Source organism: Acinetobacter sp. CIP 64.7 (assembly GCF_000369745.1).
Taxonomy (GTDB): Bacteria; Pseudomonadota; Gammaproteobacteria; order Pseudomonadales; family Moraxellaceae; genus Acinetobacter; species Acinetobacter fasciculus.
Map to the genome: position 1 here is coordinate 645,569 of NZ_KB850178.1, position 12,874 is coordinate 658,442.

Sequence of the window (12,874 nt, forward strand, 5' to 3'; positions counted from 1 at the left end):
ATACGTAAAGACAGACGGAATAAGGATTTAATCATTAAGCAGCATTGGATGGCTGCGTCGGAGTAGGTTTGATTTCGCCCTTGTTTGCCTTTTGATGGCGCATACCATTGCGTAGCAGGATCAAACCAAATGGCAATATTTCCGCGACTCATGAGTGCTCGGTTATATGCGGGCCAATTGGTTGTGCGGTAGATTTTGTGTGTAGGCTTCTTCATTTGAAAATTATATCGCTGAAAAAGCCTTTACAGATAGGTTTGTGCAACAAAGCCTCGCAGTGGCGTTAATTCATATTCTGTTGTGCCATCATGCTTGATATCATAATCAATACCTGGTGAGGTATTACCTGCACCATTATAATAATCATCACGACGTTGGTCATAATAGGCTTTCATAAAGTCTGTATTATAATAATAATCAACTAATTCTTGCTTAAATGCGTCCCGGTTAGCTTGTGTGTCATAAGTATTCTTAATCGTATTATAGTTATCATTATAAAAATCAGTTTTTAAGGTATCATAGGCTTGCTGATACTCAGTTGCATAATTCTGCGTTCTTTCAACATGAAAAGCATTATCATATACCCCAATCTCAACTTTTTAAGTGATTGAAATAAAAAGGACATAACCCTATTTTAGTTTCCACCAAGAAATTAAAGCAAAGTTATGTCCATTGAAGAATTTATCATTTTTGTCTATGTAATCATAGAAGAACTTTATCCCATTGTTGTTACTCAGCCCCTGAGAACTCGTGGTTTTCCGCCTGCTGTTACTGATGCAGAAATCATCACTATGCAAATAGTAGGTGAATTTCTTGGTTTAGATACAGACAAAAATATTTGGATGTATTTCAAAAACAATTGGTTAGAATGGTTTCCAAAATTAGGATCTTATCCCAATTTCTGTAAACATTGTGCAAACCTGTGGCATGTCAGTCAATCCATTATGGCACAGCTCATTCAGCGTTATGGTTCAGATAACATTCACTTTATTGATGGCTTCCCACTCCCTGTCTGTAGTTATACCAGAGCTAGAAAGCATAAAAACTTTAAAGAATACGCAGGTTTTAGTTATTGTGCTGCAAAACAAGAAAAATATTATGGTTTCAAAGCTCATATCGTCATTAATCTTTCAGGCATGATTTCGGGTTATACCTTTGCACCTGCTCATTGTGATGAGCGAGATGTTGCACCTGAAATTACGAATGATATTTACGGTTTACTGGGAGCAGATAAGGGCTATTTAAGACCAGAATTGAAACGATATTATGAATATCAGGGTATTGATTTACAAACACCCTTTAGAAAAAACATGATAGATTTCAGACCTAAAGAGACACTGCAAATACTGATGAAAGCCAGAAGAAAGATTGAAACAGTGATTGGTCAATTAACAGATCGCTTTCACATTCAGAAAGTGAGGGCAAAAGATCTATGGCATTTAACCCACCGCATAACTCGTAAAATTCTGTCGCATACAATTTGTGTGGTGCTAAATAAAAAGCTTGGTCATTCACCAATTCAATTCGAAAATCTTATTTTAAGTTGAGATTGGCGTATCATATGTAGATTTATAAACTTTGTCGTATACACGCTGCCCAAGTTGGTTGTAATTCTCACCCGTCGGGATAATACGAATAAAGCCTGTATCTGCTTGTCCGGGGTTTTCAATGCCTCTGGCATAACTAGAACTAGCAGAAAGATCTTTAGGACCTTGAAACACCATTTTAAAATCATCAAGTACCAGCGCAACACCCTCACCGGTGGTGTCAGAAAGAGAAGAATCTGATAATTCCTGCATCGCATGTGCAGAAGGCAACAGGCTGAAACCGATTGTCATCGCCAAATAACTTTTGCGAAATTTAAATATATCTTTTATCTGAGCCATCTCACTCTTTCCTTTTTATTCGATGCTCCGCACCTTATGCTTCAGCTTCCCAGCCGCCAATCTTTGATTTTTTATAATGCATTGCATATTTTTTATGGTTATGCGGAATCCATTATGCTGATTTTTAATACAGATGCCAAAGCCAATTAGGCGAAAAATAGCAGTTTCCGATGAATGAAAATCTCAAAAAAATAAACGGGACATAAAGTCCCGTCATTCAATATTTTAAAACAATTAGGTCTTCGGCAAAGTAACGCCTGTCTGACCTTGATATTTACCACCACGATCTTTATACGAGGTTTCACAGACTTCATCAGATTCAAAAAATAGCATTTGCGCTACACCTTCACCTGCATAAATACGCGCAGGAAGATTGGTCGTATTTGAAAACTCTAAAGTTACGTGTCCTTCCCACTCTGGCTCAAGCGGAGTCACGTTAACAATGATGCCACAACGCGCATAAGTCGATTTGCCCAAGCACACGGTCAAGACATTACGTGGAATGCGGAAATATTCGATCGTACGCGCCAAAGCAAACGAGTTAGGCGGAATGATACAAACATCCGACTCGATATCAATAAAGCTGCGTTCATCAAAGTTCTTCGGATCAACAATTGCAGAATGCACATTGGTGAATACTTTAAATTCACGCGCACAACGCACGTCATAACCGTAGCTAGATACGCCATACGAAATCAGCTTTTGACCATTTTCATCCAAACGTACCTGGTTTTCTGCATACGGTTCAATCATGCCGTGTTTTTCGCTCATTTCGCGAATCCAACGATCAGACTTAATTGCCATTGATATAATCCAAAAATCTTAAAAACAAGTTATTGCGACGTACTTTAACTGAAATTGACACTAATGAAAATAAGTGAAAGTCTTAGAGCTCAAGTTACCAAAAAATTGCTGATTGAGATCAGCTTATAAACTTAAAAGTGCAGAATAGCTTAAAGGAATGGAAAAGCTCATTAGCACCAGCGAAGCCGTTTTTTGCAAGTTTTTCTGGTTCAGCCAGCGGCTGTTTTTTCTGGCCAGGATTGAACCCAGAAAAGTCCAGAAGAATGCAATCGGGATCAACAGAAGCAAGAAAACCAGCATATGAGTCACATAATGTTGGCCGCTTTTCCAGACAATGACAGGAAAGATCGCTGAGGCAAATAAAAGTGCTTTAGGATTAAGCAAGGTTGCCAAAAATAATTCTCGTGCGCGAATCGAGACATTTTCAAGATTTTCGCTTATTTCTGCAGTCCGCCATAATTTCACAGCGAGAAATAGAATATAGCCAGCACTAAAAAGTTTGAGAATGGTCGGTAAAAGCGGAAGATGAACGGAAATTTTTCCGATCAGAATGCCCCATAAGCTAATGGCAATCAGATAACCAAAGGCTTCCGCAGGAATTAAACGAAATGTTTTTTTAAATCCGACCTGAATGCCTGAAGATGCCAATAAGGTATTGGTTGGGCCTGGTGTTAAAAGAATGGTTGCCACTAAACCAATAAAAAACCATGAAATCATAGTTTGACCTCGCTCTAATCCGAGTAGCATAGAAGAATTCGGTCAGTGCTGCAAAAAAATAATTGTAAGAGAACATATGATCTAAAATTTAAATTTATTTATTTTAATTAATTCAAATATTTATATAAGCTTTCAGGATAAACACCCGATAGTCATTTCAGTCAATTTCGATCATTTAAATCGAGCTAATTTTAAAAATAAGAAATAAGAAGCCCTAGCTTTTAGCCAAGGCTTAAATATCTGAATTATCTATAGAATTAAAAAATTCGACTATGGTCTTTCTCTGCTTTAGGTAACTGCGCTGCAATTTTCTCTGCAATCAGCATATAGCTTTCTGCAGCAGCATCTCCCGCGATCACTGACGGCGTTCCAGCATCGGCATTTTCACGAATTTTAGCATCCAAAGGTAAACGACCCAATAATGGGACTTGATATTGCTCAGACAGTTTATCGCCACCGCCTGTACCAAAAATCTGTTCCTCAAAACCACAATTTGAGCAGATATGGGTCGACATGTTTTCAATCACGCCCATGATCGGAATCTGCACGCGGTTAAACAATTCAATGCCTTTGGTCGCATCCAGCAAGGCCACGTTTTGTGGCGTTGTCACAATTACTGCGCCCGTTACCGGAATACGCTGCGCGAGAGTTAACTGGATATCACCTGTGCCAGGTGGCATATCAATCATCAGCACATCGAGGTCTGGCCATAGAGTCTGATTGAATAACTGCATTAATGCACCCGTGGCTTTTGGACCACGCCAGGCGACTGGAGTATTGTGGTCTCCAGTTAAATGGCCAATTGATAATACTGCCATTCCATAAGCTTCGATAGGGACAAACTGCTCTGCTTCGATCATTGGCGTTTTGCCGGCATTGCCGAGCATGGTCGGGATACTTGGACCGTAAATGTCGGCATCCAGTACGCCTACGCGCAGGCCTAATTTCTGTAGAGCCAAAGCCAGATTTACAGTCGTGGTCGATTTACCTACGCCACCTTTGCCGGATGACACCAGAATCACATTTTGAATCCTTGGGTGTTTTGGAACATCACGCTGTTGCGGCGCAGCTTTTTGAATAGGTGGATTATTTGGATCAGCTTCTTCAGCTTTTGCAGGCTGTGCCGACGCATCAACCACAGGCGGAAGATTGGGTTTTGCTTCCGCTTTAGGCCCGCTTGAACAGTTTTCACCTTCAGCATGGTTATGCCCGCAACCACCTTCTTTCTTATGTCCAGTTTTCTGCTGAATCACATGCATATTCAGCTCTTGAATACCATATTTTTGCAAAGCTTCCGCCAGTTCATCATGAATCTGTTGCAGCTGCGCTTTTTCTTCTGGATAGGTATTCAAAGTGATTTGCAGAATTTCACCCTGTACATTGACCTGAGTAATACGATCTTTCAAGGCATTGCTAGAATTTGGCAAGATATAGTTTTGCAGTACGTTCTGCACAGCTTCTTCGTTCACCTCCTTGGAAGGCGAAAAAACCGATTTAAGCGAAGAAAGCCAGGACATAGGTTACTCCAAAAATGTAGATCGACATCTGAATGGCCTAGTTTAACGGGGTTTTAGGCGAAGGTTAAGCACTGTATTGGAGAAGATGAAAGAGATATCTTAAATTCCCAACTATTTTACTTGGTTTTTTGAAATATTTTATGAAATCTTGGTGAATAGAAATAATGAAAGAAAAGATCTCTTGCGAAAGTCGTTATTGCAAGTTCATCCGGTTTACCAGTGCAGCGATTAAGTTAATGCGTAAACCGAATCTTTTCCGTCTATTTCGATAGCGTTCACTTAGTATTCTAAATCTTTTCAATTGACTGTTAATATGTTCGATTACAACTCGTATTTTTCCAATCATTTTATTGTAATTTTTCTCAGCATCAAATAAGGGTAAATTCTTCTTTTTCTTTATTGGCATCAATAATTTAAAGCCATCTTGCTCTAACCCATAGTACCCTAAATCGGTCATAACATAGTCACAATGTTTGAATTTCTTAACTGTTTTTCTTGCCAATTTAATATCATGCTGACTGCCAGACGATATATCTACTCCTATGATTTGTTTGCTCTTCGGATGATAGATCACTTGGGCTTTTAACGTATGTTTCTTCTTTTTACCACTGTAGAACTTACTCTGATTTTTTTTTCGGGCGTTCTATTAAACATTCTGTCGCATCAATAATTACCCAGTTAAATTGTTCGTCTGCTGTGGTAATGCTTCGTTTTGGCAGGGTAAAACGTCTTGATTTCATTAATGCATCTTCAACCTTTTTAATAGTTCGATTCACATTACTTTCAGCGATATGGTAATTTGCCGCCAATTCCAATTGGGTGTTGTAGCTCCGTAAGTAATTGAGTGTTAATAATAATTGATCCTCTATAGCTAAAGTATGAGGACGCCCTAATTTCTTTTTAAGTGATTCTGCTTCTTTTAAAACTTCGACCATTTCACTAAAAACTGCTCGAGGTACACCAACCAAGCGCTGGAATTCAGAATCTGAAAAACGATTTAATTTCTGATATTTCATGAAATCTATATTGAGGCAGTTTTTACTTTCGCAAGAGGTCTAAAAGAGAGATGGGACTATTTTGATGTAATAAATTTTTTTTATTTATCTCGAGCGTGTTAAGCCACTTTAACCCTCTGTGATTAAAGTGGCTCTACGATCACAGACTATTTATGATTTTTATTGTTTTCAGATTTGTCCTGTTGATCCTTTTTATTTTTATCCTGATCTTGTTTCGATTCATCCTTTTTGGACTGAGAATTGCTCTTTGAATCTGTATCTTTGGCATCTTGCTGCTGATCAGAATTACTTTCCTTCGCTTGGTTATCTTTCATTTTACTCATCGTATCAGTTGCCATCTGTTTCAGCTCAGCGAACTTAACCGATGCTTCACTGACTAAGTCTGTGATTTTCTGTCTGGTATCTTCAAACTTATGCATGGCTTCATCTTTTAAATTTGCCATACCTGCCTGCTGATCGGTCTGACCATCTTTAGCATGCTGTTTATCTGACTTGTTAGATGATTTATCTTGAGAGGCATGATCTGCTTTGGCCTTTTTCGCATCATCTGAACCTTGCTCAGTATTTTGCTGGTGGTCAGATTTGCCATGTTTTAGCTCATTCAGAAGCTTTTCACCTTTTTGCAATAGTTCCTCACCGATCGCAATCGCTTTGGCTTTTAAGTCATCCATCTTAAAGCTTTCAGTTTTTTTATCTGACTGATTCTCTTGAGAATTGTCTTTTTGTGCTGATTGCTCAGCATTTGTATCTTTGCCGTTGTGCTGAGTATCAGATTTCTGATCAGCATGGGTCTGGGCACTTTGCCCATTCTTATGTTCCTGATTATGCTGTTTATCTATCTCATTTTGCTTTTGCTCTTTTGCAAGTTGATCATTCAATTCGCGTGCATGTTGTTCTTTATCTTGATTTTGCTTCGACGTATTATTTTGGTTCTGCTGAGTCATGAGGTACCCTCCTTAGGCATATCATATAAACAATCAGCCATTTTTTAGCACAAAGCATCACGCGAATCGGGCGAAGTAAGCAAACTGCAACAAAGCCTGTACATGTTGTTGCTATTATTTGCAGAATGTAGCATGAGCTGAGTCAAATCCGTATTGAAAAGCTATATGCTAAGGACGATGCAGGTTTTGTATTCGGTTTTCCAAGTCCATCTATTCGCAGGGTTTCCGTAAAGCATTTCTTTGTAATCCCCTCGGCATCATGTAAAATTATGGCCCATTGCATAATGAATACGAATGAGAGAGTGAATCCGTGCGTAAAATTTTAGTCACCAATGCCCTTCCTTACGCCAATGGCCCGATTCATATGGGTCACTTACTTGGCTATATCCAAGCAGATATTTGGGTACGTGCCATGCGTGCGATGGGTCATGATGTGACTTACGTCTGTGCGGATGATGCTCACGGAACCGCGATCATGCTGCGTGCCGAAGCGAATGGCATTTCACCTGAAGCGCAAATTGCCAATGTGCAAAAAGAACACATTCGTGACTTTGACGGTTTTGGCGTACATTTCGATCATTATGATTCTACGCATAGCGATACCAACCGTGCCCGTGCGTCAGAAATCTATGTGAAAAACCGTGATGCTGGCAATATTGCAGTTCGTCCGGTGACCCAGCTTTTTGATCCTGAAAAAGGCATGTTCCTGTCAGACCGTTTCATTAAAGGCACCTGTCCTAAATGTAAGGCGGAAGATCAGTACGGCGACTCATGTGAAGTCTGCGGTGCAACTTATAATGCGACAGAGTTGTTGAATCCGCATTCCACTTTAAGTGGCGCAACTCCAGTCGAAAAATCATCTGATCATTACTTCTTTAAATTGCCAAATTTTGGTGAATACCTGCAAAAATGGACTCGTGATGAAGGTCGCTTGCCGGTATCGATTGCCAACAAGCTGGACGAATGGTTTGAAAATGGCTTGAACGACTGGGACATCTCACGTGATGCGCCATACTTCGGTTTTGAAATTCCAGATGCGCCAAACAAATATTTCTATGTTTGGGTGGATGCGCCGATTGGTTATATGTCGAGCTTTGAAAACTACATCAAAACCAAACGTCCTGAATTGAATTTTGATGACTACTGGAAAAAAGATTCTGAAAATGAGGTCTATCACTTCATTGGTAAAGACATCGTGTATTTCCATGCCCTGTTCTGGCCCGCAATGCTGGAAGGTGCAAATTACCGTACGCCATCAGGCTTATTCGTAAATGGCTTCCTGACAGTCAACGGTCAGAAGATGTCTAAATCTCGTGGTACCTTTATTAAAGCGGAAACCTATTTAGAGCATTTAAACCCTGAATATCTACGTTATTACTTCGCGTCGAAACTTTCAGACAAAGTTGAAGATTCGGACTTGAACCTGGATGACTTTGTACAAAAAGTGAACTCCGACCTGGTTGGTAAAGTCGTCAACATTGCCAGCCGCTGTGCAAAATTCATCAACACTAAATTTGATAACAAGTTAAGTGCAACATGTGCAGAGCCTGAACTGGTGCAAAGCTTTATTGATGCGGGTGATTCTATTGCAAAAGCATATGAAGACCGTGAGTTCTCGGCAGCGATCCGTGAAATCATGGCACTTGCGGACAAAGCCAACCAGTACATCGATGAGAAAAAGCCTTGGGCACTTGCGAAACAGGAAGGTCAGGAACAACAAGTTCATGACGTATGTTCTGTGGGTATTAACCTGTTCCGTCAATTGGCAGTGTATTTAGCACCTGTATTGCCGACACTGGCTCAACAGGTTCAAGATTTCTTGCAACTTGAAAGCTTCGATTTTGCTTCTCGCGAAACAATTCTAGTGGGTCATGAAATTGCATTGTTCCAGCCGTTGATGCAACGTGTAGATCCAAAAGCTGTTGCGGCAATGGTGGATGCATCTAAAGATTCTTTAGCTGCTCCTGCTGCTGAACCAGCAAAAGCTGAGAAGAAAAAAGAGAAGAAGATTGAAAAGAAAGCTGAACCTAAAGTCGGTGAAGCTGAAATCATTAATATTGATGATTTTATGAAAGTTGACCTGCGTGTTGCTGAAGTTTTGGAAGCGGCTACGGTTGAAGGTTCTGAAAAACTGCTTCAACTCACTTTAAACGTTGGTGAAGCTGAGCCACGTAATGTGTTCAGTGGTATTCGTGAGTTCTACCAACCTGAAGACTTAAAAGGCAAACTGGTGGTAATGGTGGCTAACCTTGCGCCACGCAAGATGCGTTTTGGTATTTCAAACGGTATGGTTTTAGCTGCGGGTAATGGCGATGGTGTTTGGGTGATTTCACCTGAATCTGGTGCTAAACCGGGTGATAAAGTGTCTTAAGATTTCCATTTTAAGCAAAGAAAGCCTCTACGTATGTAGGGGCTTTTTTATATCATCAGTTAAATTTAATTTCTTGATTTTTAATATTTTCAATATAAAATCAATGCGCTTTTTTATTCTTTTATAATTATTCGGGGTAAGCATGAAAAAATTATTAGTTTCAGTTCTAGCGATGTCTACAATTGCATTTACAGGTTGTTCAGTACGTATGGCTGACATGACAGTTGCATCTACTAAAAACTACAACCTAAACTCAAACCAGTTTGTGAAAGGTGAACGCGTTAAAGGCGAAGATAAAGTTCCTGTGATTTTATTCCCACTTGGTATTCCTAACTTCAAAACAGCAGTAGATCGCGCAATTGAAAAAGACCGTTGTGCTGTTGCACTTTCTGATGTGGTAATTACTCAGCTTAATCAAGCATTTATTATTGGTCAGATTGGCTATCGTGTAGAAGGCACTCAAGTGATTGACCGTTCTCAGCCTGAATGTGCTAAATAAGTTTTAAATATAAAAAAGCCTCTATCTCTAGAGGCTTTTTTATTGCTGGGTCACTTAGCCTTGCAACACAAATTCCCAAATCACATAGCCCAGTCCAAAGCCCAGTAGTGAATATAAGGTAATAATGAAAAATACAAAGCTGGCATTGTTTTTTCTTTTCCAAAAACTCATCGCGACACCCAAAGCTTGTTCGTAATACCCCATGTTAACGAGCTTTTCATAAAAAGTGAAATGTATCTAAGCATTTTATTTATAATAATATTTTCATCAAAAATAAATTCTTTACTTTCAAAAAATCAATATACAGATTCAGACTTAATTTTTAGTACAGATGCCAAATCGGCATTGCTATTTAAAAAAATGGTAAATATATTCATATTCTTTTTTGCTGGCATCCGTGCTAATACATAGAATTGACTTTAATTACATAAGAATAGCCATGAAATACTTCACCTCTTCTCTCGTCATGTCACTGCTTGCTTTAGGTTCAATGACGGGTATCTCTCAAACACATGCACAAACCGTTTCTAGCACCCAACAACAAAAACAGGTTCCGGGGTATTATCAGCATAACTTCGGAGATTACCAGATTACTGCCCTGCTGGATGGTAGCAATTATCTGTCCAAAGCCTTATTTAAAGATATTCCAGCAGCCCAAGCCGATCAGATCTTGAAAAAATACTACGTCGATCAGGCCAAAGGCATCCAGACATCCGTGAATGCCTTTCTGGTCAATACAGCCAAAGAACTGGTTCTGGTCGATAGCGGAACTTCAAGCTGTAATGGTCCACACCTAGGTTCAGTGTATTCCAATTTACAGGCTTCAGGGCATAAACCTGAACAGGTCAATGCCATCCTGCTCACGCATTTGCATCCTGACCATGTATGCGGCATCAGCAATAATGGCGTGGCCAATTTTCCCAATGCCAATATTTATGTGTCTCAAACTGAACTGGATTTCTGGATGAATCCTAAAACAGCAGACAAATTACCAAAAGCCAAGCAGGCAGGTTTTTTGGGCACAGTCGATAAAATCAAGAAAGCCATTGCACCCTATCAGGCCAAGAATCAGCTTAAAACCTTTAAAACTGGCGATAAAATCCATGCTTTCGATGTTATCAGTTCGGCTGGACATACACCGGGGCATTTTGGTTTTAGCTTAAAATCTAAAGGTCAGCAGATGGTGTTTATTGGAGATATTGTGCACTCACATACGCTGCAGTTTGATCGCCCACAGACCGGCGTTGACTTTGATGTCGATCCGAAAAAGGCGATCGAAACCCGCTTAAAATATTTTGCTGAATATGCGAAAAATGGTCAGACGGTAGCAGCACCACATTTGCCATTTCCGGGGATTGGACATATTTATTCTAAAGACAATAAAAGCTATCAATGGATTCCGGTACATTTTAAAGATTAATTGAATACTTCAATAATTTTATCTAAGCATGAAACCCTAATTTTTTAGGGTTTCATTTATTTTAAATATCCTTCAGCCAGATTCCCTATGACTTGGTAAATTTAAAACTTGAATGACGCTTTGAAATTTAAAAGCAATAGTTTCGTTTATTTTTAAATTTTTTCTTAAAAATCTTTTACTTTTTACGTGCACCTTCAGCATGCTTTTTTAGCACCGTTTTTCTTACGATAAATATAAACACCTAAAAATATAATATAAATCTGAATTTTATGAACTCTCGCCATGTCTTAGTTTGGTGCAAAAAAATAGTAACGTGCTTTATATCGAGTCTTATCAATTTCAAGAAATTCTTCATCAAAATTTCCCTTGCTTAGCCCTCTTCTACAATCAATTTGCCTCTATATACTGATTTTCTTTTGTGATCCCGCGCACTAAATTGGAACGCACCATGCAAAATATAGACTTATTATTTCTTCTTCTCGGTGCAGTTCTAGTGCTTGCCATGCATGCTGGATTTGCTTTTTTAGAGCTTGGAACAGTTCGACATAAAAACCAGGTCAATGCCCTAAGTAAAATTCTAACCGACTTTGCCATCTCCGCCATCGCCTATTTTTTAGTGGGCTACTATATTGCCTACGGTCAGCACTTTTTCCATGATGCTGCAACCTTGTCTGCCGATCATGGCTACAATCTGATGCGCTGTTTTTTCCTGTTGACCTTTGCTGCAGCAATTCCAGCGATTATCTCTGGAGGGATTGCAGAGCGTGCCAAAATGCGTTCACAGGCTTTAGCGACATTATTTCTGGTTGCGCTGATCTATCCGTTTTTTGAGGGTATGATCTGGAATGGCAACCTTGGTTTTCAGGATTGGCTAACCCATGCATTTGGTGCAAGTTTTCATGATTTTGCCGGCTCAGTTGTCGTTCATGCAATGGGCGGCTGGATGGCACTTGCCGCAATAATCCTACTTGGTGCGCGTCATGGCCGTTACAAAAATGATGGCCGGATCACCGCGCATCCTCCTTCATCAATTCCTTTTTTGGCTTTGGGTTCATGGATTCTGATTGTGGGATGGTTCGGCTTCAATGTCATGAGCGCGCAGCGGCTGGATGCCATTTCTGGACTGGTCGCTATTAACTCTTTGATGGCCATGGTCGGTGGAACAATAGCAGCCAAAGTTGCGGGGAAAGATGACCCCGGCTTCCTGCATAATGGTCCCTTAGCAGGTCTGGTGGCGATTTGTGCAGGATCAGACGTCGTTCATCCGTTGGGTGCTTTTTTTATCGGGATCAGCGCCGGCATTATTTTTGTGAAACTCTTTACCTATACCCAAAATAAACTCAAAGTGGATGATGTATTGGGGGTTTGGCCTTTGCATGGCGTTTGTGGTGCTTTTGGCGGATTAGCTGTGGGTATCTTCGGTCAGCAATGGCTTGGAGGAATGGGAGGAGTGTCTTTAATTTCACAACTCATAGGTACAGTGCTGGCGATTGTCATTGCTTTGGCGGGTGGTTTTTTGGTGTATGGCCTGCTTAAGGTTTTGATGGGTATTCGCCTGACTGAGGAAGAAGAGTTCAATGGTGCAGACTTGTCGATTCATCGTATTTCTGCTAATTCGGAAGAAAATACTTTTTAATAGATATAAAAAAAGCCTCTACGACTAGGGGCCTTTTTTATTTATCAGTAGAGCATCTAGATGAAGT

General features: G+C 39.9%; 13 protein-coding genes and 1 pseudogene. 5 read left to right on the forward strand and 9 right to left on the reverse strand.

Annotation, left to right across the window (positions count from 1 at the left end):
- Together F890_RS18045 and F890_RS18735 are read right to left on the reverse strand one after the other, a co-directional pair.
- On the reverse strand, positions 1-215 hold a 215-nt coding region (locus F890_RS18045), incomplete at its 3' end, for a transposase (protein WP_171066857.1).
- 27 nt (positions 216-242) lie between these two features.
- Entirely contained in the window at positions 243-392 is a 150-nt protein-coding gene (locus F890_RS18735) for a hypothetical protein (RefSeq protein ID WP_005265948.1), read from the reverse strand.
- 270 nt (positions 393-662) lie between these two features.
- On the opposite strand from F890_RS18735, the gene F890_RS05365 reads away from it, so the two are divergent.
- Complete coding sequence (locus F890_RS05365) at positions 663-1,544, forward strand: IS982-like element ISAba9 family transposase (protein ID WP_004282326.1); 882 nt, start codon at positions 663-665, stop codon at positions 1,542-1,544.
- A gap of 9 nt (positions 1,545-1,553) precedes the next feature.
- Here the strand turns inward: F890_RS05365 and F890_RS05370 are convergent.
- The 6 genes and pseudogenes from F890_RS05370 to F890_RS05400 form a co-directional block, all read right to left on the reverse strand.
- Positions 1,554-1,883: pseudogene (locus F890_RS05370) on the reverse strand (hypothetical protein); the annotation flags it as partial.
- A gap of 234 nt (positions 1,884-2,117) precedes the next feature.
- Positions 2,118-2,687 (reverse strand): dCTP deaminase, encoded by a 570-nt coding sequence (dcd, locus tag F890_RS05375; RefSeq protein WP_004280726.1) that lies wholly within the window; start codon positions 2,685-2,687, stop codon positions 2,118-2,120.
- Positions 2,688-2,810: 123 nt separating this feature from the next.
- Positions 2,811-3,404 (reverse strand): LysE family translocator, encoded by a 594-nt coding sequence (locus F890_RS05380; RefSeq protein ID WP_004732019.1) that lies wholly within the window; start codon positions 3,402-3,404, stop codon positions 2,811-2,813.
- A 257-nt stretch (positions 3,405-3,661) separates the two neighbouring features.
- Positions 3,662-4,921 carry an iron-sulfur cluster carrier protein ApbC gene (apbC, locus tag F890_RS05385; RefSeq protein WP_005265950.1) on the reverse strand — a complete coding sequence of 420 codons (1,260 nt, stop codon included), beginning with the start codon at positions 4,919-4,921 and terminating at the stop codon, positions 3,662-3,664.
- Positions 4,922-5,114: 193 nt separating this feature from the next.
- Positions 5,115-5,937, reverse strand: a protein-coding gene (locus tag F890_RS18050) for an IS5 family transposase (protein WP_085064288.1) whose coding sequence is annotated in 2 segments (ribosomal slippage) — positions 5,115-5,555 and positions 5,557-5,937 — 822 coding nt in all. Because the reading frame shifts where the segments join, the coding sequence is not laid out codon by codon here.
- Between the two features lie 146 nt (positions 5,938-6,083).
- Positions 6,084-6,881 carry a putative sodium/potassium/calcium exchanger gene (locus F890_RS05400; RefSeq protein WP_004732024.1) on the reverse strand — a complete coding sequence of 266 codons (798 nt, stop codon included), beginning with the start codon at positions 6,879-6,881 and terminating at the stop codon, positions 6,084-6,086.
- A 310-nt stretch (positions 6,882-7,191) separates the two neighbouring features.
- Here F890_RS05400 and metG point away from each other — a divergent pair, with 310 nt between their 5' ends.
- Positions 7,192-9,252: a methionine--tRNA ligase gene (gene metG / locus F890_RS05405; RefSeq protein WP_004732025.1), complete on the forward strand. Its 2,061-nt coding sequence runs from the start codon at positions 7,192-7,194 to the stop codon at positions 9,250-9,252.
- Positions 9,253-9,394: 142 nt separating this feature from the next.
- Positions 9,395-9,751: a hypothetical protein gene (locus F890_RS05410; RefSeq protein WP_004280734.1), complete on the forward strand. Its 357-nt coding sequence runs from the start codon at positions 9,395-9,397 to the stop codon at positions 9,749-9,751.
- Between the two features lie 54 nt (positions 9,752-9,805).
- On the opposite strand, the gene F890_RS18535 is transcribed toward F890_RS05410, so the two are convergent.
- Positions 9,806-9,922 carry a hypothetical protein gene (locus F890_RS18535; protein ID WP_086044934.1) on the reverse strand — a complete coding sequence of 39 codons (117 nt, stop codon included), beginning with the start codon at positions 9,920-9,922 and terminating at the stop codon, positions 9,806-9,808.
- 268 nt (positions 9,923-10,190) lie between these two features.
- Between F890_RS18535 and F890_RS05415 the strand changes: the two genes are divergently transcribed.
- Positions 10,191-11,171: an MBL fold metallo-hydrolase gene (locus F890_RS05415; RefSeq protein WP_005265952.1), complete on the forward strand. Its 981-nt coding sequence runs from the start codon at positions 10,191-10,193 to the stop codon at positions 11,169-11,171.
- A 448-nt stretch (positions 11,172-11,619) separates the two neighbouring features.
- Complete coding sequence (locus F890_RS05420) at positions 11,620-12,807, forward strand: ammonium transporter (protein WP_005247869.1); 1,188 nt, start codon at positions 11,620-11,622, stop codon at positions 12,805-12,807.
- Positions 12,808-12,874: the final 67 nt, after the last annotated feature.

Bases quoted from the DNA above. Each gene is read 5' to 3' on its own strand.
- F890_RS18735 (WP_005265948.1), bottom strand. From the start codon at position 392: ATGAAAGCCTATTATGACCAACGTCGTGATGATTATTATAATGGTGCA.
- F890_RS05365 (WP_004282326.1), top strand. From the start codon at position 663: ATGTCCATTGAAGAATTTATCATTTTTGTCTATGTAATCATAGAAGAA.
- dcd (WP_004280726.1), bottom strand. From the start codon at position 2,687: ATGGCAATTAAGTCTGATCGTTGGATTCGCGAAATGAGCGAAAAACAC.
- F890_RS05380 (WP_004732019.1), bottom strand. From the start codon at position 3,404: ATGATTTCATGGTTTTTTATTGGTTTAGTGGCAACCATTCTTTTAACA.
- apbC (WP_005265950.1), bottom strand. From the start codon at position 4,921: ATGTCCTGGCTTTCTTCGCTTAAATCGGTTTTTTCGCCTTCCAAGGAG.
- F890_RS05400 (WP_004732024.1), bottom strand. From the start codon at position 6,881: ATGACTCAGCAGAACCAAAATAATACGTCGAAGCAAAATCAAGATAAA.
- F890_RS05410 (WP_004280734.1), top strand. From the start codon at position 9,395: ATGAAAAAATTATTAGTTTCAGTTCTAGCGATGTCTACAATTGCATTT.
- F890_RS18535 (WP_086044934.1), bottom strand. From the start codon at position 9,922: ATGAGTTTTTGGAAAAGAAAAAACAATGCCAGCTTTGTATTTTTCATT.
- F890_RS05415 (WP_005265952.1), top strand. From the start codon at position 10,191: ATGAAATACTTCACCTCTTCTCTCGTCATGTCACTGCTTGCTTTAGGT.
- F890_RS05420 (WP_005247869.1), top strand. From the start codon at position 11,620: ATGCAAAATATAGACTTATTATTTCTTCTTCTCGGTGCAGTTCTAGTG.